Annotated in this window: 24 protein-coding genes and 1 pseudogene; 12 read left to right on the forward strand and 13 right to left on the reverse strand. The window is 61.3% G+C overall.

What is annotated here, in order from left to right; genetic code table 11:
• Positions 1-164 precede the first annotated feature (164 nt).
• The gene (locus tag JNB85_RS15030; RefSeq protein ID WP_220335124.1) at positions 165-1,727 is read left to right on the forward strand and encodes a helicase HerA-like C-terminal domain-containing protein; all 1,563 of its coding nucleotides are present in this window, start codon (positions 165-167) and stop codon (positions 1,725-1,727) included.
• A 52-nt stretch (positions 1,728-1,779) separates the two neighbouring features.
• Here JNB85_RS15030 and JNB85_RS15035 read toward each other — a convergent pair whose 3' ends face one another.
• The gene (locus JNB85_RS15035; protein WP_183735631.1) at positions 1,780-2,082 is read right to left on the reverse strand and encodes an alkylphosphonate utilization protein; all 303 of its coding nucleotides are present in this window, start codon (positions 2,080-2,082) and stop codon (positions 1,780-1,782) included.
• Positions 2,083-2,566: 484 nt separating this feature from the next.
• On the opposite strand from JNB85_RS15035, the gene JNB85_RS15040 reads away from it, so the two are divergent.
• Positions 2,567-4,093, forward strand: a complete 1,527-nt coding sequence (locus JNB85_RS15040; protein WP_220335125.1) for an ABC-F family ATP-binding cassette domain-containing protein — start codon at positions 2,567-2,569, stop codon at positions 4,091-4,093.
• Positions 4,094-4,348: 255 nt separating this feature from the next.
• On the forward strand, positions 4,349-5,278 hold the full coding sequence (locus tag JNB85_RS15045; RefSeq protein WP_220335127.1) for an IS110 family RNA-guided transposase: 930 nt from the start codon (positions 4,349-4,351) through the stop codon (positions 5,276-5,278).
• Positions 5,279-5,423: 145 nt separating this feature from the next.
• Here JNB85_RS15045 and JNB85_RS15050 read toward each other — a convergent pair whose 3' ends face one another.
• From JNB85_RS15050 to JNB85_RS15060, 3 genes are all read right to left on the reverse strand, one after another.
• Complete coding sequence (locus JNB85_RS15050; RefSeq protein WP_220335129.1) at positions 5,424-6,200, reverse strand: VOC family protein; 777 nt, start codon at positions 6,198-6,200, stop codon at positions 5,424-5,426.
• Between the two features lie 52 nt (positions 6,201-6,252).
• Complete coding sequence (locus JNB85_RS15055) at positions 6,253-6,717, reverse strand: DUF1579 domain-containing protein (protein WP_220335131.1); 465 nt, start codon at positions 6,715-6,717, stop codon at positions 6,253-6,255.
• Between the two features lie 133 nt (positions 6,718-6,850).
• Positions 6,851-7,594, reverse strand: a complete 744-nt coding sequence (locus JNB85_RS15060) for a DUF899 domain-containing protein (protein ID WP_220335132.1) — start codon at positions 7,592-7,594, stop codon at positions 6,851-6,853.
• 90 nt (positions 7,595-7,684) lie between these two features.
• On the opposite strand from JNB85_RS15060, the gene JNB85_RS15065 reads away from it, so the two are divergent.
• The 3 genes from JNB85_RS15065 (at position 7,685) to JNB85_RS15075 (ending at position 9,610) form a co-directional block, all read left to right on the forward strand.
• A complete protein-coding gene (locus JNB85_RS15065) occupies positions 7,685-8,131 on the forward strand; it encodes a MarR family winged helix-turn-helix transcriptional regulator (protein ID WP_220335133.1) in 447 nt (148 codons plus the stop codon).
• A gap of 113 nt (positions 8,132-8,244) precedes the next feature.
• Entirely contained in the window at positions 8,245-8,652 is a 408-nt protein-coding gene (locus JNB85_RS15070; RefSeq protein ID WP_220335135.1) for a MerR family transcriptional regulator, read from the forward strand.
• Positions 8,621-9,610, forward strand: a complete 990-nt coding sequence (locus JNB85_RS15075) for an aldo/keto reductase (RefSeq protein WP_220335493.1) — start codon at positions 8,621-8,623, stop codon at positions 9,608-9,610. Before JNB85_RS15070 ends, JNB85_RS15075 begins: the two co-directional genes overlap by 32 nt.
• A 94-nt stretch (positions 9,611-9,704) precedes the next feature.
• Here JNB85_RS15075 and JNB85_RS15080 read toward each other — a convergent pair whose 3' ends face one another.
• Positions 9,705-10,127, reverse strand: a complete 423-nt coding sequence (locus tag JNB85_RS15080) for an organic hydroperoxide resistance protein (protein ID WP_183802413.1) — start codon at positions 10,125-10,127, stop codon at positions 9,705-9,707.
• Positions 10,128-10,255: 128 nt separating this feature from the next.
• On the opposite strand from JNB85_RS15080, the gene JNB85_RS15085 reads away from it, so the two are divergent.
• Positions 10,256-10,732, forward strand: a complete 477-nt coding sequence (locus tag JNB85_RS15085) for a MarR family winged helix-turn-helix transcriptional regulator (RefSeq protein WP_220335136.1) — start codon at positions 10,256-10,258, stop codon at positions 10,730-10,732.
• A gap of 61 nt (positions 10,733-10,793) precedes the next feature.
• On the opposite strand, the gene JNB85_RS15090 is transcribed toward JNB85_RS15085, so the two are convergent.
• Positions 10,794-12,194 carry an MFS transporter gene (locus tag JNB85_RS15090; RefSeq protein WP_220335137.1) on the reverse strand — a complete coding sequence of 467 codons (1,401 nt, stop codon included), beginning with the start codon at positions 12,192-12,194 and terminating at the stop codon, positions 10,794-10,796.
• 123 nt (positions 12,195-12,317) lie between these two features.
• Between JNB85_RS15090 and JNB85_RS15095 the strand changes: the two genes are divergently transcribed.
• The gene (locus tag JNB85_RS15095; RefSeq protein WP_220335139.1) at positions 12,318-13,280 is read left to right on the forward strand and encodes a LysR family transcriptional regulator; all 963 of its coding nucleotides are present in this window, start codon (positions 12,318-12,320) and stop codon (positions 13,278-13,280) included.
• Between the two features lie 146 nt (positions 13,281-13,426).
• Here JNB85_RS15095 and JNB85_RS15100 read toward each other — a convergent pair whose 3' ends face one another.
• The 5 genes from JNB85_RS15100 to JNB85_RS15120 all read right to left on the reverse strand — a co-directional run bounded on the left by JNB85_RS15100 (position 13,427) and on the right by JNB85_RS15120 (position 19,351).
• Entirely contained in the window at positions 13,427-14,152 is a 726-nt protein-coding gene (locus JNB85_RS15100) for a L,D-transpeptidase (protein ID WP_220335140.1), read from the reverse strand.
• A gap of 174 nt (positions 14,153-14,326) precedes the next feature.
• Positions 14,327-15,139 (reverse strand): L,D-transpeptidase, encoded by an 813-nt coding sequence (locus JNB85_RS15105; RefSeq protein WP_220335141.1) that lies wholly within the window; start codon positions 15,137-15,139, stop codon positions 14,327-14,329.
• A gap of 148 nt (positions 15,140-15,287) precedes the next feature.
• Positions 15,288-16,211, reverse strand: a complete 924-nt coding sequence (locus tag JNB85_RS15110) for an alpha/beta hydrolase family protein (RefSeq protein WP_220335142.1) — start codon at positions 16,209-16,211, stop codon at positions 15,288-15,290.
• Positions 16,212-16,326: 115 nt separating this feature from the next.
• Positions 16,327-17,952: a cisplatin damage response ATP-dependent DNA ligase gene (locus JNB85_RS15115; RefSeq protein WP_220335143.1), complete on the reverse strand. Its 1,626-nt coding sequence runs from the start codon at positions 17,950-17,952 to the stop codon at positions 16,327-16,329.
• Positions 17,953-18,340: 388 nt separating this feature from the next.
• Positions 18,341-19,351 carry a ligase-associated DNA damage response exonuclease gene (locus tag JNB85_RS15120; RefSeq protein ID WP_220335144.1) on the reverse strand — a complete coding sequence of 337 codons (1,011 nt, stop codon included), beginning with the start codon at positions 19,349-19,351 and terminating at the stop codon, positions 18,341-18,343.
• 128 nt (positions 19,352-19,479) lie between these two features.
• On the opposite strand from JNB85_RS15120, the gene JNB85_RS15125 reads away from it, so the two are divergent.
• Positions 19,480-20,076 carry a DUF922 domain-containing Zn-dependent protease gene (locus tag JNB85_RS15125; RefSeq protein ID WP_220335146.1) on the forward strand — a complete coding sequence of 199 codons (597 nt, stop codon included), beginning with the start codon at positions 19,480-19,482 and terminating at the stop codon, positions 20,074-20,076.
• A 5-nt stretch (positions 20,077-20,081) separates the two neighbouring features.
• Here JNB85_RS15125 and JNB85_RS15130 read toward each other — a convergent pair whose 3' ends face one another.
• A complete protein-coding gene (locus tag JNB85_RS15130; RefSeq protein ID WP_220335148.1) occupies positions 20,082-20,678 on the reverse strand; it encodes a dienelactone hydrolase family protein in 597 nt (198 codons plus the stop codon).
• Between the two features lie 110 nt (positions 20,679-20,788).
• Between JNB85_RS15130 and JNB85_RS15135 the strand changes: the two are divergent.
• Positions 20,789-21,757, forward strand: a pseudogene (locus JNB85_RS15135) (glycerophosphodiester phosphodiesterase family protein); the annotation flags it as partial.
• 2 nt (positions 21,758-21,759) lie between these two features.
• Here the strand turns inward: JNB85_RS15135 and JNB85_RS15140 are convergent.
• Positions 21,760-24,057, reverse strand: a complete 2,298-nt coding sequence (locus JNB85_RS15140; protein WP_220335150.1) for a putative bifunctional diguanylate cyclase/phosphodiesterase — start codon at positions 24,055-24,057, stop codon at positions 21,760-21,762.
• 222 nt (positions 24,058-24,279) lie between these two features.
• Between JNB85_RS15140 and JNB85_RS15145 the strand changes: the two genes are divergently transcribed.
• Both JNB85_RS15145 and JNB85_RS15150 read left to right on the forward strand, forming a co-directional pair.
• Complete coding sequence (locus JNB85_RS15145) at positions 24,280-25,662, forward strand: TIGR03808 family TAT-translocated repetitive protein (protein ID WP_220335494.1); 1,383 nt, start codon at positions 24,280-24,282, stop codon at positions 25,660-25,662.
• Positions 25,663-25,757: 95 nt separating this feature from the next.
• On the forward strand, positions 25,758-26,423 hold the full coding sequence (locus JNB85_RS15150) for a glutathione S-transferase family protein (RefSeq protein WP_220335151.1): 666 nt from the start codon (positions 25,758-25,760) through the stop codon (positions 26,421-26,423).
• Positions 26,424-26,425: the final 2 nt, after the last annotated feature.

A 26,425-nucleotide genomic window follows, 5' to 3' on the forward strand; every position in this document is an offset into this window, starting at 1 on the left:
TCCGTTGGAGAGTGTCCGCTCCCGCTTTTCCTTTCGACACAGACAGTTGTCCGTCTCCCGTCGCCTGCTTATAACAGAGAAACGATATTTGCATGACCGTGCGGAAAGAGCATCCCGCATATTCTGGAATTGAGCGGCGGCATCGACCGAGGGAGACATTCTACATGCTCGAGGACGGCAAGATTTTCATCGGCGCAAGCCGCAATCCCGACGACAGCATCAACAAGGGCGAATATCTCGACCTCAAATTCGGCAACCGCCACGGGCTCGTGACCGGTGCCACCGGCACCGGCAAAACGGTGACGCTTCAGGTTCTCGCCGAGGGTTTTGCGAGAGCAGGCGTTCCGGTCTTCGCCGCCGACATCAAGGGCGACCTCTCGGGCATCGCCGCCAAGGGCGAGCCCAAGGATTTCCTCACCAAGCGCGCCGAGCAGATCGGCTTTACCGACTACGAATTCGACCAGTTTCCAGTCATCTTCTGGGACCTCTTCGGCGAGAAGGGCCATCGGGTGCGCACGACCGTCGCCGAGATGGGCCCGCTGCTGCTGGCACGACTGATGGACGCCTCCGAGCCGCAGGAAGGCGTTATCAATATCGCCTTCAAGATCGCCGACAAGGCCGGCCTGCCGCTGCTCGACCTCAAGGACTTCACGGCGCTGCTCAACTATATGGGCGAGAATGCGTCAGAGCTTTCCAGCCAGTTCGGGCTGATTTCCAAGGCCTCCGTCGGTTCCATCCAGCGTGCGCTGCTGGTGCTGGAACAGCAGGGCGCGGAACATTTCTTCGGCGAACCCGCCCTTAAGATCACCGACATCATGCGCACGTCGAACAATGGCTACGGGCAGATCTCCGTGCTTGCCGCCGACAAGCTGATGATGAACCCGCGCCTTTACGCCACCTTCCTGCTCTGGCTGCTTTCCGAACTCTTCGAGGAACTGCCGGAAGTGGGAGATCCCGATAAGCCGAAGCTGGTCTTCTTCTTCGACGAAGCGCATCTGCTTTTCAATGATGCGCCAAAGGTGCTGGTCGAGCGCGTCGAGCAGGTCGTGCGCCTTATCCGGTCCAAGGGCGTTGGCGTTTATTTCGTCACGCAGAACCCGCTCGACGTACCGGAAACGGTGCTCGCCCAGCTCGGCAACCGTCTCCAGCATGCGCTGCGCGCCTATTCGCCGCGCGAGCAGAAGGCGGTGAAGACGGCGGCCGACACCTTCCGCCCCAACCCGGCCTTCGATTGCGCCACAGTCATCACCACTCTCGGCACCGGCGAGGCGCTGGTCTCGACGCTCGAAGCCAAGGGCGCGCCCTCGATCGTCGAGCGCACACTGGTCCGTCCGCCGTCCGCACGCGTGGGACCGGTGAGCGACGCCGAGCGCCGGCAAGTGATGGACCATAGCCCCGTGCTCGGCGTCTATGACGAGGATGTCGACCGTGAATCCGCTTTCGAAATGCTCGCCGCACGCGCCAGGAAGGCGGCTGATTCCGAAGCCGCCAAGCGGGCGCAGGAAGAGGCGCCGGCGCCGCAGGAGGGCAGCACCACATCCGGCTGGACGCTCCCCGGCTTTGGCGGCAGCGACGACGACCAGCCCGCCCGCGGCCAGTCTCGCGGCCGCGCCGGCTATCAGCGCGAAACGGTCATGGAAGCGGCGATGAAGAGCGTAGCCCGCACGGTGGCGACCCAAGTCGGCCGCGCGCTGGTGCGCGGCATCCTCGGCAGCCTAAAGCGCTAAGACCAAGACATGGCGCGCAAAATCGCTGCACGCTTTGCGCAACATTCCTTGATCAGCGCTTACGGACAAATTCCGTGCGAAGTACGAGACCCTTGATCGTATCGTGACGGCAGTCGATCTCTTCCGGATTGTCCGTCAGACGGATCGAGCGGATGACGGTGCCCTGCTTCAGTGTCTGGTTGGCGCCCTTGACCTTCAGGTCCTTGATGAGCGTGACGGAATCGCCGTCCTTCAGCACATTTCCGGAGGCATCGCGAACCTCGGACGCAGCCTGTGCGGCTGCCGCCATTTCGGAGGCAGGGCGCCATTCGCCTGTCGCCTCGTCATAAACATATTCGTCGTCACCGCCTGCCATGAATTCGCCCTCGATCAGGAATTTCCTCAGTCTATCGACGGCTGCTTATAACGCTCACAGGGTGTTGTGCAACTATAGTGGTAAACAGAGGACGATGCCCTGCGGCGCGCCTCGCGATCCCGGATGAAGAAGGCCTTTCATACCATCTGAGCGTGTTCACTGCCATCATGATCCCTTGTTTCCAACCGCGGGCAATGGTATTTCCCTTCTGGAACCGAGAAAGAAAGGAGGGCTGCCCATGAATACCTATTTCCGGCATCATCGCCAGCGTGGCCCAGTCAACGCCCTGCAGATGCGTTTGCAGGGCTGACCAGAGGCCGTTTCTCGCAAATCTCTTCCTGGTCTGCCCCTAGTGGCACTGCTGCACCTGAATGCTCGTCGTTCAAGCTGCAGCATTTCATCATCCGCCAGCATAACGCGCTTTTCCGTCGATGGCTGGAAGCCCCGGATAGGCGCGATCGCTTGGCAAGACCAGGATACGCTCATGACCCTCATCAATATCCGAAATGTCGGCATCGTCCTGTCCGCGCCGCTGTTTTCGAAACTCAATCTCGTCGTCAATGCCGGCGACCGGATCGGCCTCGTGGCGGCGAACGGGCGGGGCAAATCCACCCTGCTCAACCTCATGACGGGCAAGCTAGAACCGACCGAAGGCGAGATCACCAGGGCGCGCGGGCTCACCATCGGCCATGTGGAGCAGAATGTGCCACCGGCACTGCTCGATGCCAGTTTCCGTGACGCCGTGCTTCTCGCCCTTCCTCCTGATCAGGCCGAGAGCGAAAGCTGGCGTGCGGATGTCGTGCTGGAATCGCTCGAAGTGCCTGAGGAATTGCGCGAGCGGCCGCTCCGACAGCTCAGCGGCGGATGGCAGCGGCTGGCGCTGATTGCCCGCACCTCAGTGAACGAACCGGACGTGCTGCTTCTCGACGAGCCGACCAACCATCTCGATCTCGAAAAGATCGCGCAGGTGGAAAACTGGTTGAACGCGCTGCCACGCGATACGCCGGTGATCATCTCCAGCCACGACCGCGCCTTCCTCGATGCGACGACCAACCGGACGCTCTTCCTGCGGCGGGAGCAATCGCCGGTCTTCTCCCTGCCCTATAGCCGGGCGAGAGCGGCACTCGACGGGGCGGACGCCTCCGATGCGCGGCGCTACGAGAAGGACATGAAGACGGTCGAGCAGCTGCGCAAGCAGGCGGCGAAGCTCAACAATATCGGCATCAATTCCGGTAGCGACCTGCTGGTGGTCAAGACCAAGCAGCTGAAACAGCGTGCCGAAAAGCTGGAGGAAGCCGCAAAGCCCGCGCATCTGGAGCGTTCGGCAGGCGCAATCCGCCTCACCAATCGCGGCACGCAAGCGAAAGTGTTGGTTACGCTTGAGGATGCAGAAGTCACCACGCCTGACGGCACGCTGCTCTTCCGAACGGGAAAGCAGTTCATCTGCCAAGGCGACCGCATCGTGCTGCTCGGCCTCAACGGTGCCGGCAAGTCGCGGCTCGTCTCCATGCTGCGGGCAGCAATCGCCGAGCCTGAAACGGCGAAGGCCGGCATCAAGGCGACACCCTCGCTGGTGCTCGGCTATGGTGATCAGCTGCTTGCCGATCTCAGCGATGCCGACACCCCGCTGCAGACGATCATCCGCCGTTTCGATGTCGGCGACCAGCGGGCGCGCTCGCTGCTTGCCGGCGCCGGCATGACGATCGAGATGCAGGGCAAACCCGTAAAGCTGCTTTCCGGCGGACAGAAGGCACGGCTCGGCATGCTGGTGCTCAGGCTGACGCAGCCGAACTTCTACCTGCTCGACGAGCCGACGAACCATCTCGACATCGAGGGGCAGGAGGCGCTTGAGAGCGAGCTGATGGCGCATGAGGCAAGCTGCCTGCTCGTCTCGCATGACCGCAGTTTCGTGCGGGCGGTCGGCAACCGCTTCTGGCTGATCGAGCGGAAGAAGCTGGTGGAAGTGGAGAGCCCGGAAGGGTTCTTTGCAAGTGTGGGTGGGGCTGGATAGAGGAGTCTCGGGCGGCTTTTCGTCTTCTGGCGTGCCTGTGGCCCCCTCATCCGACCCTTCGGGCCACCTTGTAACTTCCCCTTATCCGCGATTGAGGCTGTAATGCCTGTTGCGGTGGCGGATGGAAGACCGATGCACCTTTGGGATACCAAGCCCGTGGGAGAGCCTGGGTCTCCGTCCGCCGTTCCATTGAACCCGAACAGTCGCCAGGGCCGCTTGCGAAAGCAAAGCCCGCTTAGGCAAGGATGGGATCAGATGGAGACAATTGTTGGCATTGATGTTTCGAAGGACCGGCTCGACGTGGCGGTCCTACCGCAGGGCGAGGCCTTCGCTGTCGGCAATGACGATACCGGCATCGGCGAACTGATTGGCCGGCTGAAGACCATCGGCGCCGATGCGATCGCGCTCGAGGCGACGGGTGGCTTCGAGACGCAGGCGGTGGCCGGACTGTCATCGGCGGGATTGGCGGTCCTCGTCGTCAATCCGGCGCAAGTGCGCGCCTATGCTCATGCCATTGGCCGCAGGGCCAAGACCGATCCGATCGATGCTGCCCTCATCGCCGCCTTCGTGCTGGCGACGAAGCCGGAGATCCGACCGTTGCGTGATGCCGAGACGCAGGCTCTGTCAGAACTCGTGGCCCGCCGGCGTCAGATCGTGCAGATGATCGTGGCCGAAGAGAACCGGTTGCGCATGGTGCTGGCAAAGCAGGCGCAGAAAAGCATCAAGCGCTTGCTTGCGGCCTTGCGGCGCGAGCTCGAAAGCCTCGATGCCGATCTCGACGACCATATCCGCAAGTCGCCAATATGGCGGGTGCGCGAGACGCTGCTCGTCTCCGTGCCGGGTGTGGGGCCGACAACGGCCCGCACGCTCCTGGCCGAGCTGCCTGAACTGGGCAGTCTCGACCGGCGTCAGATTGCCTCGCTGGCAGGCCTTGCGCCCTGGACGCGGCGATCGGGCAAGTGGAAGGGTAAGAGCTTCATTGGTGGCGGCAGGAGCAAGGTACGCGCCGCCCTGTTCATGGCAGCCCTTGTCGCCAGCCGTCATAACCCGAGCCTCAAGGCCTTTCGTGACCGTCTCGTTGCGGCCGGCAAGCCCAGGATCGTCGCCATCGTCGCAACCATGCGAAAATTGCTCACCATCCTCAACGCCATCATCAGAGACAATAAACCATGGCAAAACGCTTGACAGCAGAGACAGTCGCTCTCCCCACTGGGGAGAAGGCAAGAATGCGAGGGCTCGGCGGCGTCCTTTCTCCCCGGCGGTGCCGGCAGGCGGATGAGGGGGCCACACGGCACCCCTTACCCGCGTCACTTCTACATTCGGCCACCCCCTACCGCTTGCCCGCCGACAGGCAGAAATAGGCGCCTTGCGGATCCACCGCCTGACAAACCCAGCCGCCGGGGACTTCCATGGGGCCGTTGACGATCTTGCCGCCGCCAGCATTGGTGCGTTCGATCGCAGCATCGAGCGCCGGCACGGTGAAATAGTAGGACCAGAAGGCCATCTTGACTTCCGGGGGGCGGGTCATCATGCCGCCGGTCTGTTTTCCGTGTTCGGCGAAGATATGGTAGACGCCCATCGGCCCCATGTCGAAATCCTGATCCTTCGTCCAGCCGAAGAGCTTGGAATAGAAGTCGAACGCCTTCGCCCCGTCATTGGCGTAGAGCTCCCGCCAGCCGACATGGCCGGGCGTGTCGAAAGGCAGCTCCGGCGGCGGATTTTCCATCGGCAGCGGCGTCATGATGCAGAGCACAGCTCCGTCAGGATCGGCTACCACGGCAAAGCGTCCTATGCCTGGAATATCCGCCGGCTGGCGGCGGACGGTACCGCCGTTTGCCGCGAAGTCGCGTGCCGACTGATCGACATTGTCGACGGCGACGTAGCCGGTCCAATTCGGCGGAATGCCCTGGCCTTCCAGCTCTGCCGGAAAAGGCATCATACCGGCGACCCTGACGCCGTTCGCCTCAAAGATCGTGTATTCCGGCTGGTCTGCCGCCGGCATCTTGCTCGACGTCCAGCCGACGACCGAGCCGTAAAATTTCGCCGCCGCATCCGGGTCCGGCGTCATCAGTTCGCACCATATGAACTTGCCATGCGTATTGGACATCGTGTTCTCCTCGCTCCACGCTTGAGTTCTGTCTCCTGGCTTTCACGCAATTTCAGCCCTTGCGGGTGTATCTGGCTTCCATGAACTGCTTCCAGGTGCCATCAGGCTCCCTGGTGCTCGACGTGAAGGTTCTGACGTCCTCGTCGAGGAAGATGATCTGCTCGCGATAGTCAGCAAGGCCGCTGCCGTCGAAGGCCGGCCCCCTCGTATACAGCGACAGCACGTTGCCCGACGGCTCGACCTCGCCCTCATAGGTCCACATGTAATCCATCATGGAGCCGATCCAGCTGCCGACGTACTTGCCTTTGCTCGGGTCGTAGCCGAGGGTCAGGATCGTTGTCGCCTGCTTGCCGTCAGTCATTTCGCCGCTGCCTTCGGCAACGAACCAGATGCCTTGCAGAGAGCGCACGGTCTCCTCCCAAGGCTTCTGGCCGGTCATGTCTGGAGCGTTGACGGCCCATTGGCCGACCATTCTCTCCAGAAAACTATGCTCCTTCAGCACTTCTGCAGTCTTCATCGTCCTTCTCCTCCGGATGACGGATGGCTGGCTTGAGCATTTCCGTTTTATTTCGAGTCCCGAAATTGCCCTGTCTCATTGCTTTCACGCAATTCCGGATGCAAGACCGCTGCGTACTTTAGATTGAATCGCGTTAGTGGCAGCAGGATGAGGCCTGAGGGGCTTCCTCATATTCGTCGTGGCGCTTTACGAAATCCATGGTCGAATCTTCGTTGCGGCCTTTGGGGGCATGATCCAGAATCATCAACGTACCGAGAATTTCTTCCGCGCCTCGGGCATAGCTCGAATAGGTATGAAACACTTCACCCTTGTCATTTTTATAAAAGGCGGAAAGTCCCGGTAGTTCATCATTGGCGTCAGCGGGCGCTATGGCTGAGAAATTGTAAAAGACCTTGTCTTTGGCAAGATCCTCGGGCGTGAAAGATACGTGATAATCGAAGTTGAAGTCGCTGCCGAAAGACGAGACCCAGGGGAACTTCCATCCCATGCGCTGCTTGTAGGCCTCGATCTTGGCGAGCGGCGCGCGGGCGACGGCAACGAGAGTGACGTCGTGGTGATTGAGGTGCGGCAGTGTGCCATCGAGGTGGTCGGCCAGGAACGAACAGCCGGGGCAGCCGGCCTCCCATTCGGGGCCGAACATGAAGTGATAGACCATGAGCTGGCTGCGGCCGTCGAAAAGGTCGGCGAGCGATTTCGGACCCTGCGGCGTATCGAACCTGTAGTTCTTCTCCACTTTCACCCAGGGCAAAGCCATGCGCTCGGCATTCACCTTGTCTCTCAGATGGGTCGCCTCCTTCTCTCTCAGGAGCAGAGCTCGGCGCGCTTCGAGCCATTCCTCGCGGGACACGACGGGATTTTGAGTTACCTTGTTCAGCATGATCTGCGCCCTCCTCCGGCGCGGCCGGTATTTTCCGGCAGATGATCTCCTCATCTTGACTAAATATATTGATATCAATAGAAATAGATCATGTCAAACGTGATCACGATTCCTTTTTCCACCACCCTACTGGTGCGCGATACGTGCCTGTGTCTGCACGTACAGCGCGCTGCCCGTGCGCTCGCCCGCCTGTTCGACGATGCCCTGCGGCCCGTCGGCCTCACCAATGGCCAATTCTCCCTTTTGATGTCCCTGAACCGACCGGAGCCGCCGCCGATGGGACCCGTCGCAAACCTGCTCGCCATGGACCAGACGACACTGACGGCAGCATTGAAACCTCTACAGCGCAAGGGTTTCGTCGATGTCGTGGCCAACCCGAGAGACCGGCGCGGCCGCCTGCTCCTCCTGACGGATGACGGGCGAGCTGTGCTGCAAAAGGCCCTGCCGATATGGGAGAGCACACATGCGGCACTGGAAGCAAAGCTGCCAAATGGCGATGCAAATGGGCTGAGACGAGACCTGCAGTTTCTCTCGTGATCTTTACAAGGCCCGGGATAAGATGACTGCAAAATTAGCTGCAAAAAGCCTCTTGACTTAGAGTGCGCTCGAAGCCGTAGCTTCCTTGGCGTCGTGACAAGAACAGGTGTCTCATGAAGATCAGTGACCTCGCGAAACGGTGCGGTCTGTCGGCGCATACGCTGCGTTATTACGAGCGTATCGGCTTGCTTCCCTATGCCGATCGCGACCGATCCGGACAACGCGACTACGACGCCTCAATCCTTTCCTGGATCGAGTTTCTCGGCCGTCTGAAGACGACCGGCATGCCGATCCGCGACATGCTGCTTTATGCAAAGCTTGCCGGTAGCGGGAAAGCCACTTTCAGCGAGCGTCGAGAGATGCTTGAAGAGCATCGCGAGCGTGTCCGGGCCCATGTGGCCGATCTCGAAGCCTGCCTTCGCGTCCTCGACGGCAAAATCGCCTCCTATGGGGAGGCGGAAGAAAGGATGAGAGATGACAAACGGAACAATGCGAACACGCCGGCTCGGGCAAGGACTTGAAGTCGGATCGATCGGTCTCGGCTGCATGGGCATGAGCTGGGCCTATGGCGCAACGAAAGCGGACAGAGGCGAGGCGATCGCGACGATCCATCATGCGCTCGACCGCGGCGTAACCCTGCTCGATACCGCCGATGTCTACGGCCCGCATACCAACGAGGAGCTTGTGGGTGAAGCGATCAGAGGCCGGCGTGAGCAGGTGGTGCTTGCAACCAAGTTCGGCATCGTACGCGGATTAGAAGCAATACCTGGCACCCAGACGGTGAACGGGCGGCCCGACTACGCCAAAGCCTCCTGCGAAGGGTCCTTGCGGCGCCTCGGCGTCGACCACATCGACCTCTATTATCTCCACCGCGTCGACGCCCACACACCAATCGAGGAAACGGTCGGCGCGATGAAGGAGCTGGTCGAAGCTGGCAAGGTCAGGCATGTCGGCCTGTCGGAAGCCAGCCCTGAAACGATCCGCCGAGCGCATGCCGTGCATCCCGTCACCGCTGTCCAAAGCGAATATTCGCTGTGGTCCCGCGACCCTGAAGGTGGCGTGCTGCAGACATTGCGTGAACTCGGGATCGGGCTCGTCGCCTATTCGCCGCTCGGGCGCGGCTTCCTGTCGGGCGCCATCCGATCCATCGACGATCTTGCGCCTGACGATTACAGGCGGACCTCGCCGCGGTTCGTGGGTGACAATTTTAAGCGCAACCTCGAACTGGTCGCTGTGGTCGAAGAGATTGCGCATCGCAAGGGGGTAACACCGGCGCAGCTGGCGCTTGCCTGGGTGATGGCGCAGGACGAGAACATCGTTCCGATCCCCGGCACCCGCCGCCGCAGCCGGCTGGACGAGAATCTCGGAGCGGCCGCCCTTGATCTGACGGCGCAAGATCTTGAGGAAATCGCCAGTGCCCTGCCTCGTGCGGCCGGAGATCGCTACGGCGAAATGGGCATGCGCGAAGTCAACGGATGAAATTTCGAAACAAACGAACAGCAGGCGGCGCATTGAATTCAACGAAAAGGCCGGAGCGCTGCCCCGGCCCTTCTCGATCGATATTCGAGAATAATCAGGCAACCGTGACCGGAACTTCGGTCGAAGTGCGCATCGCGTGGCTGTAAGGGCAGACAATATGGGCGGCCGCCGCGAGCTTTTCGGCGGTTGCCTTATCGACACCCGGGATGTTGACCGTCAGCGCAACTTCGATGCCGAAGCCGCCGCCATCTTCACGCGGGCCGATGCCGACGGTTGCGGAAACCGTTGTTTCCTCGGGAATCTTGACCTTTTCCTTGCCGGCCACAAATTTCAAAGCACCGAGGAAGCAAGCCGAATAACCGGCCGCGAAGAGCTGTTCGGGATTGGTGCCGGTTGCGCCGTCGCCGCCGAGTTCCTTCGGCACGGTCAACGTAACGTCGAGAACGCCGTTCTCGGAAACGGCGCGGCCTGCGCGGCCACCGGTGGCGGAAGCTTTGGTCGTATAGAGAATAGGCATGACAATCTCCTTTGGTTGGCCCCGTTCGTTCGGGTTGAGTTTTTAATAACGCCCAATTAAATTGTACGCAAGTGAATTTTGCAAATTGCATTCGGAATTTGAAAAGAGGACAATGAAGACGTCTAGGGATGGCAGTGATGAAAGCGAGAACGGCGAAAGTGATGGAAATACCGGAAGAGGAAAAGCGGCTGGAGAAGCAGCTCTGTTTCGCGGTCTATGCGACGGCGCATGCGTTTACCCGCGCCTATAAGCCCATACTCGATAGGGTGGGCCTCACCTATCCGCAATATCTCGTCATGCTGGTTCTATGGGAAAAGGCTGAACTGCCGGTCAAGACGATCGGCGAGCAGCTCGATCTCGATTCCGGCACGCTCTCCCCCCTCCTCAAGCGGCTGGAGCAGAACGGTCTCATCAAGCGCACCCGCGATTCCCGCGACGAACGGCAGGTCATCGTGTCGCTGACGCCGAAAGGTCAGGCGATGAAGGGCGAGGTCAACACGATCATGTCTTCGATCGGCGAGGCGATCGGCTGCACGCTGGAGGAAATGGCCGTCATGCGTGACATGCTGACCCGTCTGCGCGGAAATCTCAACGCAAGCATATAGGCCGAGACCGAGCACGGCCTGAAAGACGATGCCCGCGCCACTCCGGCGCGGGCAATTTGCATTATTCTGCTGCCTGATAGGCCTGCGGGCGAAGCCCGGCGCTCTTCGGGCCGACAGCGGCAAGCAGCGTGATCAGGATCGCCAGCAGCGCCACGAACACGATACCGCCGACGTAAGGGTCCCAGCCGAAGTGCGGGGCTGCCGCGAAGATAGCGGAAGCGGCCGCAAGCACGATGCCGCCGCCGATCTGGAAGGAGGCAAAGAGCAGGCCGGAGGCAAGGCCTGACTTGTCTTCCTCGACATCGGAGAGAGCAGCAACCTGGATCGCCGGATAAGTCATGGCATAGCCGACGCCGAGCGGGATCTGGTTGAGGGCAACCAGGATGATCGGATCGATGTGGCCGACCAGCGCGACCCAGAGGATATAGCTCATCGCCTGCAGCCCGACACCGACCGCCATCAGGCCCGTCGTGCCGCGGTTCTGCGCCACAGTGGCGAAACGCGGTGCAAGGAACATGACGCAGACGCCGCCGAAAGCGAAGCAGAAGCCGGTGGCAAAGGCCGACCAGCCGATGACATCCTGATAATAGAGCGTGGCGATGAACTGGAAGCCGACATAGGCGCCCTGGAACAAAGCGGCGATGGCATTGGCATGGCTGAGCTTTGCCCTGCGGAAGATATGCAGAGGCACCATGGGATCGGCATGGCGCGATTCCACGATCAGGAAGAGCGCGATCAGCACCGCGGAGGCGACGAGCGAACCCCAGGTGAAGAAATCATTCCAGCCCGCGGCCGCGGCATTGGTAATGCCGAAGACGAAGAGCAGCAGTCCAGGCGTGATTGTGAGCGCGCCTGCCCAGTCGAAGTGCTTGCGCCCCTCGCCGCGGCGCTCGTCCGCAGGCAGGACGAAGGGAGCGATGACAAGTGCCAGAATGGCGACCGGAGCGCCCATGACGAGCGTCGCCCGCCAGCTGACGATGGTCGCCGCACCGCCGAGCACCATGCCGAGCACGAAGCCGGTGGCGCCTGTCGAGGCGAAGACGCCGAGCGCCTTTGCGCGCTTTTCACCCTCGCCGAAAACGGAGAGCAGCAAGGCGAGTGCCGCAGGCGCGGTGAAGGCGGCAGCGATTCCCTTCACTAGGCGGGCAGCGATCAGCGTCGGGCCGCTATCGACGAAGCCGCCGGCAATGCTGGCGGCAGCGAAGATGCCAAGCGACCAGAGGAAGACGCGGCGGTGGCCGAAGAGGTCGGCGACACGGCCGCCGAGCAGCAGGAATCCACCGTAACCCAGCACATAGGCGCTGACGGCCCATTGAAGCGAGGTTGCAGGCATACCAAGTTCGGTCTGGATAGCAGGCAGGGCGACCCCGATAGTGGAAACATCCATGGCGTCAAGGAAGTTCGCAGCGCAGAGCAGCAGCAACGCCAGGCCGGCTCCGCGTGGAGATGGGGAATTGGTCATCGATCTCGGTTCCTTCTTTGCTGCCGCCTTCACCGGGAGGCTGGCGGGCGGCAGGGAACGAGAAAATGTACAGCCTCACATCCTATTGCAAATTGATAGTAGCCATGTCAGGTATTACTCATAATGATGAATGATGCTGTCCTTCGCAAAATCGATCTGAACCTTCTGCTCGCCTTTTCAGTGCTGATGCAGGAGCGCAATGTCAGCCGTGCAGCTGAAAGGCTGTTGCTCGGCCAGTCCGGACTTTCCGCCGCGCTCAAGCGACTGCGCGAGGCGCTGGACGACGAGTTGTTCGTACGCGTCGGCCGCGGCCTGCAGCCGACGGCGCGGGCGCTGGCCATCGCGCCGGCGATCGAGGATGCGCTTTCCGGAATCGAACGGGCGATCCGCCCGCCCAAAGGCTTCGATCCATCGACATGGCAGGGCGAATTCCGCGTCGGCATGTGCGACAATCTGGAGACGGCCTTCTTCGGCCCGCTGGTTGCGCGGCTGCGCCAGCTTGCGCCGGGCGCGCGGCTGGTGGGCGTCGCCGCCGACAAACGCGATGCGGCGCAGATGCTTGATGACGGCGCCTACGAATTCAGCATCTCCGTTCATGGCGAACCGGCCTCCTGGCATATCCGCATGCCGCTATTCGAGCAGTGTTCGATCGCTATTTATGACCCGCTGCAATTGAAACTGAAGCCGCCGATCAGCGTTGAGGATTTCGTCGCCGCACCGCATATTGCCATCTCCTTCGTCGGCAGTGCGACGACGGCGGTCGATGCCGCGCTCGACAAGGTGGGCCTAGGCCGCAATGTGGTGGCGACCGTCCCCCGCTATTCGGCCGTGCCGCCGGCGCTGAGGGCCATGCCGTCGATCGCCATCGTGCCGGAATCGCTCGGACGCTGCATGGCGCAGCTTCACAATCTCGAGGTCTCGATGCCGCCGATCGAGCTGCCGGCCGATCCAGTGTCGATGCTGTATCGGCGGGTGGACAGGGCGGATGAGCGGGCGTCGTGGTTTCGGCAGCTGTTTGTCGAGGTGGCGGACAAGGCGCTGCTTGCCTCGGGGTGCAAGGCTGGGATTTGCGCTGAGGCGGCGTAACTATCAAGTCAAAAGAAAACCGCCCGTGTTGGGCGGTTTTTGTGTTTTGGGGTTAGGCACCCTTCCAGCCCTGCGCTTACGCTTCGGGCGTTCGCTGCTGCAATCGATTCACTGGATCGATTGCTCGGGCTACGCCCGACCGCAGCTCACTGCCAAACAACGATCGGGGTTTTGTTGGGGACGCGATCGTAGAGGTCGATGATGTCCTGGTTGAGCAGGCGCACGCAGCCCGATGAGACGGCCTTGCCGATGGAGCGCCATTCCGGGTTGCCGTGCAGGCGGTAGAGCGTATCTTCATCGTCGGAGAAGATGTAGAGCGCGCGCGCACCGAGCGGATTCAAGAGCCCAGGTTCCATGCCGCCACGCTCGATCGAGTATTTCGCAAGCTCCGGCTGGCGGGCGACCATCTCATTCGGCGGCTTCCAGCGCGGCCATTTCTGCTTCCACTGGATGACGCCATTGCCCGACCACGCAAAACCTTCGCGGCCGATGCCAACGCCGTAGCGCATCGCCATGCCGCCGGGCTGGACGAGATAGAGGAATCGCGAGGGCGTATCGACGACGATGGTACCGGGTGGCTGGCCCGTCGGATCCACGACCTGCTGGCGGTAGTAGCGCGGATCGATCTGCTGGTAGGGAACGGCGGGGATGAGGAAGCCGCCGTCCTCGATTGGGCCGTACATGACGGCAAGTTCTGCTTCGCCGGGCACGCTCGTCGTCTGGAACGCGCGGAAAGGCGAACGGTAGCTGATCGACATGCCGCCATTTTCGACCGTATTCGAGGTGGAGGCGCAGCCTGCCAGCGCGGAAGCCGCTGTCAAAGCCGAAAAGGAAAGAAAGCTACGACGGGAGAGAGGTTTATCGAGGCTCATGACGCGGGACTGATTTCCTTCGTGATGCGGGGCTTGCCATAAGCGCAGCTCACCCCTGATTCGTCCAATGCCGAAATCGACAAGAAAGATTTATCGGCTTATGCTGAATAAACCATAGCATCACGCAGACGTGTGCGGCTTCGGGCAGACGATCTCGCCTGCCCTGTTGCAGCCCTACATCACCACGATCTCGGACTTGGCAGGCACACGGTCATAGAGGTCGACGACATCCTGATTGAGCATGCGCACGCAGCCCGAGGAAACCGCCTTGCCGATCGACTGCCAGTCGGGCGTGCCGTGGATGCGGTAGAGCGTGTCCTGGCCGTCCTTGAAAATATACATGGCGCGGGCGCCGAGCGGATTTGCAAGCCCCGGATTCATGCCGCCATTCTCCGCAGAGAAGGGGCGAACTTCCGGCTGGCGGGAGACCATTTCGACCGGCGGCGTCCAGCGCGGCCACTTCTGCTTCCACTGGATAAGGCCACGGCCCTTCCAGGCGAAGCCCTCCCGGCCGAGGCCGACACCATAGCGCATCGCTCTGCCGTTGCCTTCGACGAAATAGAGGAAGCGGTCCTTGGTATCGACGACGATCGTGCCCGGTCGCTCGTTGGTCTGGTAATCGACCTCCTGGCGCAGATATTCCGGATGGATGCGCGTGGCAGGGATGGCCGGCAGCGTGAAATCGCCGTCCCTGACCTGGCCGTACATGCCCATATCCAGGTTCAACGGATTGCTGACCGGCAGGCCGTAAGTCTGGTGGAACTGCGTCTTGTAGAGTTCGCGCGTCTGCGGCACCGGCTGATCGGGGATCGGCTTGACGCGGCGCGGATCGACGCCGGGCGGCTCGTAAAAGACCGGCGAGATTTCCTGGACGAAGCGCGCAGGCGAATCGGCTGCGACATCGGGAACGAGAATGTTGCAGCCGCTGACCGTCATTGCGGCAGCCGCGAGCCCGGCAAAGGGGAAAGCCCGGCGCAGAAAATTCATCAAACCACCCTCATCAGCGATAACAGAGACAGCATAATCTGCTCGCAGGATGGCATTCGCGGCTGGCGCGAGGCTGGTGGCCGACGCTAAAAACCGGCTGGAAAAGCCTGACGATGCGGGTCCTCGCCGGCCCCGCATCCAACAGCCCTCAGGCCGCCACACCGTGGAAGAACTGGATGCTCTGAGCGATCTCGGCCGGCAGCGCCGAGGTATGGTTGCCGACGACAGTATCGGCTTCAATACGCGTGCCCGCCGCACGGGCGCGGGCGACGAGCAGATCGGCGCGATCGTTGAAGTGAGACTCTTCCGTGCCGTGCAGCACCCGCACCGGGCATTTGAAACTATGCGCGTAGCAAAGCGCCGTGCGCACCTCGAATTCATGCGCATTGGAATCGTCGAAGCGGATGTCCTCAGGATAGCGGTTGAAGAAGCGGAAGGCATCTGCGTTGCCTGAGATCGGCACGGCGGCGCGGAACTGGCGCGTACTCATCGCCGTCAGCATGGTCAGCGTGCCGCCGATGCTGTGGCCCGCGATGAAGAGACGCTCGGGATCGACGCCCGGTAGATGGCGCAGCCGCTCGGTCGCGGCGAGCACATCGTCCACCTCGTCATAGAAGCCGGAAAAATTGCCCATCTGGCCGTTTTCGCCGCGCAAGGACGGCATCATCACGACATAACCGGCGTCTATGTAAGGTTTCACGAGCTGCCAGTGGCCGATACCCATGGCATTGCCGCCATGAAGAAAGAGGACACCGGGCTTTGCCTTGTGCTCACGCTTGTATTTGGACACCCAGGCCGTCAGCTCCAGCTCGCCGCCGTAGCCGGAGCGGTAGAAGATCCGGTCGGCATCGGCGGGTGCTGTCAGGGGCTCGTATTTATCCGGCGCGGGCCCCTTCTGCAGCAGTTTGGTGCGGAAGTGGCGGCGGACACTGGCATAGTCATGCTTGGCGAGCCTCGGAACGTCGGGAACATCGAAGGCATTCGCGAGGCTGGGCAGCACAAGAGAGCCGGCGATGCCTGCAAGCAGGCCGCGGCGTTGACGGAAAAAGGCATTTCGTTCTTGCGAGCTCATACGCGGCACCCATCATTTCCCCGGCTCGAAAAATCTGCACCGGAAGAGCGTTGCCGCCAATACACATGCTGTTGAAAACGTGGTGTCTGCGTCATTTTTGCGCAGGCGGATAGTATCAGCCCGCCTTGGCGTCGATCATGGCAATGAGCGTGCGCAGGCGATCGGCCTCGTAGGACGGCTTGTCGGGTCGTAATCTCGCGATGCGGGGGAAGCGCATGGCAACGCCCGACTTGTGGCGGGTGGAGCGATTGATCCCCTCGAAGGCGACTTCCACTACGAAGCCGAACTCCTTGTCCGCACGCACTGCCCTGACTGGGCCGAAACGCTCGGTCGTATTGTTGCGCACGAACTTGTCCAGCACTTCGAGCTCGGCATCGGTGAAGCCGAAATAGGCCTTTCCGACGGGGACGAGCTGTTCCCCATCCTCGTCCTCCGCCCATACGCCGAAGGTGAAATCCGAATAATAGCTGGAACGCTTGCCGTGGCCGCGCTGGGCATACATCAGCACGGCGTCGACATTATAAGGGTTGCGCTTCCACTTGAACCACGGCCCCTTCATGCGCCCGGCCTGATAGATGCTGTCACGCCGCTTGATCATTACGCCTTCGATGACGGGATCGGGCGGTGCTGCGCGCAGACCGTCGAGCTCCTCCCAGGTCGAGAAAGGCACCAGCGGTGAAAGATCGAAGCGATCGTGAGGCGCGTGCTCGATGATTTCGGAGAGACGATCGCGGCGTTCGACATAGTTTCTGCCGCGCACGTCCTCGTCGCCGTCGAAGAGCATGTCATAGGCGCGGATGAAGGCTGGATATTCGTCCAGCATCTTTGCCGTCACCGTCTTGCGGTTCAGGCGCTGCTGCAGATCGGAAAAAGTGCGGGTCGGACTATTGGAGCGCGCCGTGCCGCCGACCAGAAGCTCGCCGTCGATGACACCGGAAAAGCTGATCGATTCCAGAATATCCGGGAAGGCGCCGGAGATATCGTCGCCGGAACGGGAGTAAATCTTGCGTGTCTCTCCAGAGCGCGACAGCTGGACGCGGATGCCGTCCCATTTCCACTCGGCAGCGTAATCGGCAGGGTCGAGGGCACTCAGATCGCCCTCCTCTACCGGATTGGCGAGCATGACGGAGTGGAAGATCGCGGGCGAGGCGAGCACCGGCTTTCCTTCTCTGCCCTCAAGCCATTTGAAGAGCGATTCATAAGGCGGCTGCAGGCCGTGCCAGAGGGTCTCGATCTCTGTGACATCCTTGCCGCCGAGGTCGGCGAGCGCCTGTTTGGCAAGCCGGGCGGAAACGCCTATGCGCAGCGCTCCGGTCGTGAGCTTGATGAAGGCGAAGCGGCCGGAGGAGTCCAGGCGATCGAGCAGGTCGCGCACGAAGCTTCGTACCTCGGTGCGGCCGAGCGAATTCATTTTAACGATCACTTCGCCGAGACGCGGCTGGGCAAGTGCAGAGCGGTCGATATCACGCTCGTTGTCCCAGACCAGTGAGATGGTTTCGGCCAGATCGCCGACATAGTCATAGGAATAGCGGAAGAGCACCTCGTCCATGCGCTCCAGCACCAGATCGCGCAACATGGCGGGCTTGACGTCACGCACTTCGAGCGTGCCGGCGATGGCGGCAAGGCCGTAACCGCGGTCAGGGTCCGGCGTATCGCGGAAATAGTCGGTCAGAAGCTTCAGCTTGCCGTTGCGGCTGGGGGTGAGAACCAGACGGTCGAGGAGGTCGGCAAAGGCCTTCATTTTAGGCCTCCATCCCTTCTCCCCAGCGGGGAGAAGGTAGCCCGAAGGGTCGGATGAGGGGGCCGCGAGCGCCGAACGTGAATTGTTCCTGCAACAGATAACTCTTGGCTTGCAGCCCCCTCATCCGGCTGCCGCCACCTTCTCCCTGATGAGGAGAAGGGATCTTTGGTTTGCCGCCCGCCCAACTTTTTGCTCCGTGGAAAAGTCCCCTCCCCAACCCCTCCCCACAAGGGGGAGGGGCTACGATGCCGCTCCCTCCTGCCCCTAAGCCACGCTGCTATTCGCGGGATGGCAGGAAGTGAAATGCGAAGGGCACGGCACGAAAGCCCCTCCCCCTTGTGGGGAGGGGTTGGGGAGGGGTTTTGACGCACTGAGCATCTCGCCATCCTCAATCCCCCTCATCCTCATAGCCGACAAGATGCAGCGGCTTGGCCTTGATGCCCTGCAGCTCGCACCAGCGCACCAGAGCCTCCTCGCGGCCGTGGGTGACCCAGACCTCCTGCGGGGCAAGTTCGGTGATCGTCTCGGTCAGTTCCGGCCAATCGCAATGGTCCGAAATGACGAGCGGCAGTTCAACGCCGAGCTGCTTGGCGCGCTGGCGCACCATCATCCAGCCGGAGGCGAAGGACGGCAGCGGGTCGTTGAAGCGGCGCGCCCAGCGGTCGGCGAAGGCTGAGGACGGGCCGATGACGACGGCACCCTTGAAGAAAGACTTGTCGCGACTTTCGATGGTTGCCGGCAACAGTTCGCCGAGATCGATGCCTTGGCTCACATAATAATCGCAGAGCCGTTCCATGGCGCCGTGGATATAGATCGGCTCGCGATAACCCGCATCACGCAGCAGGCGGATGACGCGCTGCGCCTTGCCGAGCGCATAGGCGCCGACGAGATGCGTGCGTTCGGGAAACTGGCGGAGTGAGGCGAGAAGCTTGCCGGTCTCGTCGATCGGATCGGGATGGTGGAAGACCGGCAGGCCGAAGGTCGCCTCAGTGATGAAGACATCGCATGGCACCGGCACATAGGCTTCGCAGGTCGGATCGGGGCGGCGCTTGTAATCGCCTGATACGACGATGCGTATGCCGTTCTTCTCGATGGCGATCTGCGCCGACCCGAGCACATGGCCGGCGGGATGGAAATTCACCCTGACGCCATTGACCACCAATTCTTCACCGAATGCGACCGGCTGTTCGCTGGCACAGAAACCATCGCCGTAGCGGATGCGCATGATGTCGAGCGTCTGGGCGGTGGCGAGCACATTCACATGGCCTGGACGGGCATGGTCGGAATGGCCGTGGGTGATAAGCGCCCGCTCCACCGGCCGCACCGGATCGACATAGAAGCCGCCTTCCGGGCAATAGAGCCCTTCAGGGGCAGGATAGAGCAGCGCGTCTGGTCTCATGACAGCAAAGATAGTGGGAAATGTGTTTTGCGCCAGAGGGATGGCGCGTGCCGCCTTTTCCTTCGTTGCATCAACCCGTCAGTCTCGCTAGCTTCGCCCGCGCTGCAACAGGGAAGCGATTGAGGCGCATGCGGACGGTTTTCGGATTTGGACTACTGGCGCTCGGGCTGATGCTGCCTGCCGTGGCCTCGGCGACCGACTGGCAGCCGAGCGAAGAAGTGAAGGCCTATGCAATCACCGGCCGCACCGGCATGGAACTTTACCGGTCCATCGGCGAACACGGGCCGCAGGCTGGGCCAGGACGGGTGATCGCGCATACGACTTTCAAGCTGACCTGGACGCGCAAATATGAACAGCGGGGCAGCGCCTGCACCCTTACCTACGCGAAGCCGAAGCTCATCATCATCTACACGTTGCCGAAAGCGCCGGCCGACCTTCCGGCGGCAACCAAGGCAAGCTGGGAGAGCTTCATCGCCGGCGTGCGTACCCATGAACGCTGGCACGGCGAGACGATCATCGAGATGGTCAAGGAGATCGAGACGCTGAGCAACGGTTTCTCCGTACCTGATGACCCCGGCTGCAAGAAGATCAGGCCGGAACTGACGGTGCGGCTCGGCGAGCTGTCCAACAAGCAGCGCCAACGCGGCCGGGATTTCGACCGCGTGGAAATGAGCGAGGGCGGCAACATCCAGCAGCTCATCCTGAAGCTGGTGAACGGTCCCTGACGAGTTCAGAGCGCGGCAAGGAAAGCGTCGACGCGGCTCCAGGTGGCTTCCGCCGCCTTTGCATCATAATCAGGCAGCGACGGATCTGTATAGAGATGACCGACGCCGGGATAGAGGAAGACCTCAAGAGCGATATTGGCTCTTGCGGCATGCGCGCGCCACGGAGCCACCTCGTCCGCCGGCGCAAACTCGTCGGGCTCTGCCAGATTGAGCTGAAGGGGAATGCCTTCGCGCGCATTGGCAGGAATTTCTGCGATACCGTGCAGCAAGAGAATGCCGGCCGCTTGCGGTCGGCCCGGCCAGAGGCTTGCGGCTACGCCTGCGCCCATGGAGAAGCCGCCGAGGACGGCTGACGCCGGCAGGCCGGCGACCGCTTTTTCAGCGCGCCTGCAAAGTTCGGCCCAGCCAATCTCTTTCTTGAAGGCGAAGCCTTCTTCGAGGGTGCGCCCTACCCTGCCCTCATAGAGATCGGGCGTGATCACCTGATGGCCGGTCGCCCGCAGGCGCTCCGCAGCGTCGCGCTCAAGGGATCGAAATCCGTAGACCGAATGAAAAAGTGCAATCGCCGCCATCGCTACCTTCCTGTTTTGCGGGGTCAACATAGGGTTTCTGCAACGTGAAGGCGAGCCTTTCCCCACAAAAACCCTAAATGAGCCCAAGAACCACCGGAATCGCTTTCTAGCCATTTGCCGAGGCAGGATCGGAGGGGATGATGGGACGGAAGCTCAAATATGCCGGCGTGGCGGTTCTTATCTTTGCCGCCGCAGTTTATCTCAACAACACCAGTCTGTTGGCCGAACATCGCGAGGGCAAGCCATTGCTTCTGGCGCATCGCGGCATCGCCCAGCGCTTCGACGAAACGGATCTCAAGAACGACACCTGCACTGCCGCGCGGATGCTGCCGCCGAAACATGACTATCTGGAAAATACCATCCGCTCCATGCAGGCGGGATTCGATGCCGGCGCCGACGTTGTGGAGATCGACGTGCATCCGACGACGGACGGGCAATTCGCCGTCTTCCACGACTGGACGCTCGATTGCCGCACGAACGGTCATGGCGTCACGCGCGAACATTCCATGGCCGACATGAAGACACTCGATATCGGTTACGGCTATACGGCCGATGGCGGCAAGAGTTTCCCGTTCCGCGGCAAAGGCGTCGGTCTGATGCCCGCCCTTCACGAGGTGCTTTCCACCTTCCCGGACAAACATCTGCTCATCAATGTCAAAAGCCGCGACCTCTTGGAGGGCGAAAAACTCGCGGCCGTGCTGAATGGCCTGCCTGCCGAACGGCGCGCCAGGATCATCGTTTATGGCGGCAACGAGCCGATCGGCAGGCTCCGGCAATTGGCGCCCGATATCCACACCGCTTCACGCGCCAGCCTGATGGGCTGCCTCACCGGCTATATCGGCTACGGCTGGACGGGCATTCTGCCTGATGATTGCAAGAATGCGATGATGCTGGTTCCGATCAATTATGGGCCGTGGCTGTGGGGCTGGCCGGACAGGTTCCTCAACCGGATGCAGGACGCCAATACCCAGGTCTTCGTCATCGGCCCCTATCATGGCGGCGGTTTTTCGACGGGTATCGACAATGCCGAACGCTTCGCGCAACTGCCCGCCAATTATTCCGGCGGCATATGGACGAACGAGATCGAGACAACCGCCGATCTGGTGAGAGATCAGGCGCCTCGCGCCAGCAGCATGACGCCGATTTCTTCCGGTGCGACAGGCTTGGAGAAGCGATAGCCCTGCGCCTCTTCGCATCCGGCATGACGCAGGAACTCCAGTTGCGCATCGGTTTCCACGCCTTCGGCGAGCACCGAGAGTTTGAGCGTCTGGGCGAGCGAAATGACGGCCAAGGCAATGGCGACGGCGGTCTTGTCCGCAGGCAGAGCCTCGACCAGCGAGCGGTCCATCTTCAGCCGGTCGAAGGGGAAGGTCTTCAGCGCCGCAAGCGAGGAATAGCCGGAACCGAAATCATCGATCGACAGGCGCACGCCGAGAGCACGCAGCGACAGCATCATAGACAGCGCGCGGGCAGCATCCTGCATGATAACGCTCTCGGTCACCTCCAGCTCGAGCCAGTGCGCACTCAGCCGGTGGCTGTCGATCGCCTCGGCGACGTGACAGGCGAAATCCGGATCGGCAAATTGCTTGGGCGAAACATTGACAGCAATGGTCAGCGGCGTCAGGCCCATGTCCTGCCAGGCGCGAGCCTGACGACAGGCCTCATTCAGCACCCAGAGACCGAGCGGCACGATGAGACCAGTCTCTTCGGCAAGCGGAATGAACTTGACGGGCGGTACTATGCCCTTCGTCGGATGGTTCCAGCGTACCAGAGCTTCGAGACCGGCAATGCGGCCGGTCGCGACATCGACCTGCGGCTGATAGAGCAGGAAAAGCTGGTTGGAAACGATCGCCTGGCGCAACTCTTCCTGCTCGCTGAGCGGCAGGTCGACGGAATTGCTCACGACGCCGTCGTGATATTGCAACGTATTCCGCCCAAGCTGCTTGGCACGGTACATGGCGCGGTCGGCATTGGTGAGCAATTCCTCCGGTGTGGCGCCATCCCATGGGAAGGCGGCGATGCCGATGCTGGATGTGACAGCGATTTCCCCCGCCTCGGAGCGGACCGGCTTGGAAATCGCCTTCTGCAGCTCGCGCAGGCGCCGCATGATGCCGGCATCATGGCCGGACTGGTGGACGAGCACGACGAGGAATTCATCGCCGCCGAGACGCACGACCATATCTGAGGCGCGCACGCAGTTCGCCATGCGGGCGGCTATCTCCTTCAGCACCTCGTCGCCAGCCGCATGACCGCTCGTGTCGTTGATTTCCTTGAAATTGTCGAGATCGATATAGGCGACGGTGACCTTGCGATTGTTGCGGCGGGCCTGGTCGAGGATCTTGGCCATGCGCTCCTTCAGGAAAGCGCGGTTCGGCAGGCCTGTCAGATCGTCGTGATGGGCCATGAAATGGATGCGGTCGTCGACGCGCTTACGCTCGATGGCGATGCCGGCGATATGGGTGGCGAGCGCCACCAGCGTCATCTCGTGTTCGGTCGGGCGCCGCGGCTCCTTCGAATAAAGCGCGAAGGTGCCGAGCACATTTTTTTGCGAGGTGCAGATCGGCGTGGACCAGCAGGAGCGGAAGCCGAACTGGCTGACCATCGCCCGAAAGTCCTCCCAGAGCGGATCGGCCATGATGTCCGCAACGATGGTGGTTTCGCCACGCCAGGCTGCCGTGCCACAAGAGCCCACCTTCGGGCCGATGGCAACGCCATCGATCATTCGGCTGTAGGCGCCGGGCAGATTGGGAGCCGCGCCGTGGTAGAGCCGCGTTCCCTCGCTGTCGAGCAGCAGCACGGAGCCGGAAATACCGGTCATCTGCCGTTCGATCATCAGCACCAGCGCCTCAAGAATCATCGGCAGCGGTTCGTTGCGGGCAATCATTTCCAGTAGGTTCGCCTGACCGCGATAGAGCTCCTCCTGTCGCTTGCGCTCCGTGATGTCACGGGACACGCCGATCAGGCCAACCACCTCGCCGTTATCGTTGCGCAACGGTATCTTGGAGGTCAAGCGACATACGGTGCCGCCACCGGGCAGGGGCACGAGTTCTTCCATGTCGATGCGGGGCTCGCCGCTCGACATGATGTCCTGCTCGATATCGAAATACCTGCGGGCCGTTTCAAAATCGAACATATCGAAGTCGCGTTTGCCGGCGATCTCGGCGGCGTTCTCCAACCCGTGGCTGCGCGCCACGACGGCATTGGCGAAGACGAAGCGGCTGTCGCGGTCCTTGACGTAAAGAAAATCGGGAAGCTCGTGGACGATCGCCTTGAGGCGGAGGTTTTCTATGCCTTCGGAAAGGTGATGGGCGGTCGCCGCCATCATTGCCTCGGTGGCAGCTACGATACGTCGTGTCTCGGCACTGAAGCTGTCACCAGATTCCCAACGCCGGGCACCCATTCCATTCATGACGCTGTTCTCCCGGTAACCGCAGCTGCCCACAATAGTCATAATTGAAACCGCTTTTCTAAAATAACGGGCATTTCCTTCGGGGTGCTTAAATGGAAAGGTGAACAAGACGACAATATTGAAAAGGTTGCGTTTGCTACTCGACCGATGGTTATTCTCCCCCTGCAGATATGCGTCAAAAAGAGACATTTCTGCTGGCATGAATCCTGCATGGGCACCGCTATGAAGAAGGATTTCACAGAAGTCTCCCGACGGGATATACTTGGCATGGCGGGGGCCACCGCAGCGGCCATGCTGGCGCCGCGCGCTTTTGCTGCTCCGCTCAGTGCGAACCAGTCTGACCTGCGTGGTGCAATCGATGCGGTGCAGTATCGCGCCATTCCCGAAAGCGGCGGACAGACGAACCGTAACCTGCAGCAGATGATCGAAAAAGCGGCGCGCGAGAACGTCCCGGTCTTCCTGCCGCCAGGAACCTACCGCATCTCCAACCTAACGCTGCCGGACAATACGCGCATCACAGGCGCGCCGGGTGCAACACGGATCGTCTATACCGGCGAAGGTCACCTCTTTGCGGCAGAGAATGCCGGCCACATCGAACTTTCCAACCTCGTCATCGACGGATCGAACCGGTCGCTTGCAGACTATGCCGGCGGCCTCATCCAGTTCACCGGCGTCGGTGAGGTGTTGATCGACAATTGCGAGATCGTCGGCAGCCGGAAGCATGCGCTGCAGCTCGAGCGTTGCGGCGGGCGTATAGAGCGCAGCAAGATCTCGGGGGCCGGTCAGTCCGGCATCTATGCTGTGGAATCGGCGGGTCTTTCGATCACGGACAATGTGGTTTCCGATTGCGGCAATGGCGGCATTCTCGTGCATCGCTGGAAGAAGGCCGAGGATGGCACAATCGTTTCCGGCAACCGTGTTTCCAATATCCGTGCAAATGATGGCGGCACCGGCGAAAACGGCAACGGCATCAATATCTTTCGCGCCGATGACGTGACGGTGACAAATAACCAGATCTCCGATTGCGCCTTCACTGCGATCCGAGCCAATTCCGGCTCCAACATCCTGATCAACAACAACCAGTGCCGGCGCTCCGGCGAGACGGCGATCTATGTGGAGTTCGAATTCGTCGGCGCCATTGTCTCGGGCAATGTGATCGACGGGGCGGCAAACGGCATATCGATTGCCAATTTCGACCAGGGCGGCCGACTGGCCAGCGTGACGGGCAATGTCATCCGCAACCTGTCGCTCAAGGGACCCTACAAACACGAGGTCGGCTTCGGCATCGGCATCGCGGCGGAGGCCGATACGTTTGTGTCAGGCAACGTCATCGAGGATGCGCCGCGCTGGGGGTTGCAGATCGGCTGGGGACCCTATCTTCGCAATGTCGTCGTCAACGGCAATGTTGTGCGCAAGTCGCCGGTCGGTTGCGCGGTCTCGGTTGCCGAAGGCGCCGGTTCGGCCGTCATCACCGACAATATCTTTCAGGAGATCGGCAAGGGCGCTGTGCTGGGGTTCGAGTGGGAGAAGCAGGTGTCGGACGAGCTTGCCGACGACAGCTCCCGCTACAAGCAGCTGACAGTCGAACGAAACCGGACTTCCTGAGCGCTATCAAAAGCTTTCATCGACATATCATTCGCAGATGCTTTCTTCACGATCGCATTGCCCTTAGGGTCGGCGCAGCAAGGAAGGGGACTGTCATGCTGACAATCTACGGGGTCTACCGTTCGCGCTCCGCGCGCGTTTACTGGATGGTCGAGGAATTGGGGATCGAATTCCATTCCGTGCCGGTACTGCAGGCCAGGCGGCTTGCCAATCCGCTGTCTCCGGAAGCGCCCGTCAATACGCTCTCGCCGGAATTTCTCGCCATCAATCCAATGGCGCTGATTCCAGCGATCAAGGATGGCGATCTCGTACTGAACGAGTCTCTGGCGATCAATCTCTATCTCGCGCGCAAATATGGCGGAGAGCTCGGCGGCAAAACCGTCGAGGAAGACGGTTTGATGACGATGTGGACGGTCTGGGCAGTTTCCGAGCTCGATGGCAACACGGGCAAGATCGTCTCGACCTATGATGACGGCAAGGAGAACACCGAAGCGGGCCGCGCGGTGATCGATGTCGCCTGCCGTAGCATGAAGCGTCCGCTTGCAGTCCTCGAAAAGCATCTCGACGGCAAGGACTGGATCGTCGGCGGACGCTTCACAGTCGTTGACCTCAATATCGCGGAGGTGCTGCGCTACGCCCAGAGCGAAACGGCGCTGTTTGCGGCGCATCCGAACATCGATGCCTGGATCAAGCGCTGCCAGTGGCGCCCGGCCTATCTGGAAATGCAGCGGAAGCGCTCACTGGAGCCGGTGGACGTCTGACG

Source organism: Rhizobium mesosinicum (assembly GCF_019511345.1).
Classification (GTDB): Bacteria; Pseudomonadota; Alphaproteobacteria; order Rhizobiales; family Rhizobiaceae; genus Rhizobium; species Rhizobium mesosinicum.

Bases quoted from the DNA above. Each gene is read 5' to 3' on its own strand.
- JNB85_RS15030 (WP_220335124.1), top strand. From the start codon at position 165: ATGCTCGAGGACGGCAAGATTTTCATCGGCGCAAGCCGCAATCCCGAC.
- JNB85_RS15035 (WP_183735631.1), bottom strand. From the start codon at position 2,082: ATGGCAGGCGGTGACGACGAATATGTTTATGACGAGGCGACAGGCGAA.
- JNB85_RS15040 (WP_220335125.1), top strand. From the start codon at position 2,567: ATGACCCTCATCAATATCCGAAATGTCGGCATCGTCCTGTCCGCGCCG.
- JNB85_RS15045 (WP_220335127.1), top strand. From the start codon at position 4,349: ATGGAGACAATTGTTGGCATTGATGTTTCGAAGGACCGGCTCGACGTG.
- JNB85_RS15050 (WP_220335129.1), bottom strand. From the start codon at position 6,200: ATGTCCAATACGCATGGCAAGTTCATATGGTGCGAACTGATGACGCCG.
- JNB85_RS15055 (WP_220335131.1), bottom strand. From the start codon at position 6,717: ATGAAGACTGCAGAAGTGCTGAAGGAGCATAGTTTTCTGGAGAGAATG.
- JNB85_RS15060 (WP_220335132.1), bottom strand. From the start codon at position 7,594: ATGCTGAACAAGGTAACTCAAAATCCCGTCGTGTCCCGCGAGGAATGG.
- JNB85_RS15065 (WP_220335133.1), top strand. From the start codon at position 7,685: ATGTCAAACGTGATCACGATTCCTTTTTCCACCACCCTACTGGTGCGC.
- JNB85_RS15070 (WP_220335135.1), top strand. From the start codon at position 8,245: ATGAAGATCAGTGACCTCGCGAAACGGTGCGGTCTGTCGGCGCATACG.
- JNB85_RS15075 (WP_220335493.1), top strand. From the start codon at position 8,621: ATGCGAACACGCCGGCTCGGGCAAGGACTTGAAGTCGGATCGATCGGT.
- JNB85_RS15080 (WP_183802413.1), bottom strand. From the start codon at position 10,127: ATGCCTATTCTCTATACGACCAAAGCTTCCGCCACCGGTGGCCGCGCA.
- JNB85_RS15085 (WP_220335136.1), top strand. From the start codon at position 10,256: ATGGCAGTGATGAAAGCGAGAACGGCGAAAGTGATGGAAATACCGGAA.
- JNB85_RS15090 (WP_220335137.1), bottom strand. From the start codon at position 12,194: ATGACCAATTCCCCATCTCCACGCGGAGCCGGCCTGGCGTTGCTGCTG.
- JNB85_RS15095 (WP_220335139.1), top strand. From the start codon at position 12,318: ATGATGAATGATGCTGTCCTTCGCAAAATCGATCTGAACCTTCTGCTC.
- JNB85_RS15100 (WP_220335140.1), bottom strand. From the start codon at position 14,152: ATGAGCCTCGATAAACCTCTCTCCCGTCGTAGCTTTCTTTCCTTTTCG.
- JNB85_RS15105 (WP_220335141.1), bottom strand. From the start codon at position 15,139: ATGAATTTTCTGCGCCGGGCTTTCCCCTTTGCCGGGCTCGCGGCTGCC.
- JNB85_RS15110 (WP_220335142.1), bottom strand. From the start codon at position 16,211: ATGAGCTCGCAAGAACGAAATGCCTTTTTCCGTCAACGCCGCGGCCTG.
- JNB85_RS15115 (WP_220335143.1), bottom strand. From the start codon at position 17,952: ATGAAGGCCTTTGCCGACCTCCTCGACCGTCTGGTTCTCACCCCCAGC.
- JNB85_RS15120 (WP_220335144.1), bottom strand. From the start codon at position 19,351: ATGAGACCAGACGCGCTGCTCTATCCTGCCCCTGAAGGGCTCTATTGC.
- JNB85_RS15125 (WP_220335146.1), top strand. From the start codon at position 19,480: ATGCGGACGGTTTTCGGATTTGGACTACTGGCGCTCGGGCTGATGCTG.
- JNB85_RS15130 (WP_220335148.1), bottom strand. From the start codon at position 20,678: ATGTTGACCCCGCAAAACAGGAAGGTAGCGATGGCGGCGATTGCACTT.
- JNB85_RS15140 (WP_220335150.1), bottom strand. From the start codon at position 24,057: ATGAATGGAATGGGTGCCCGGCGTTGGGAATCTGGTGACAGCTTCAGT.
- JNB85_RS15145 (WP_220335494.1), top strand. From the start codon at position 24,280: ATGAAGAAGGATTTCACAGAAGTCTCCCGACGGGATATACTTGGCATG.
- JNB85_RS15150 (WP_220335151.1), top strand. From the start codon at position 25,758: ATGCTGACAATCTACGGGGTCTACCGTTCGCGCTCCGCGCGCGTTTAC.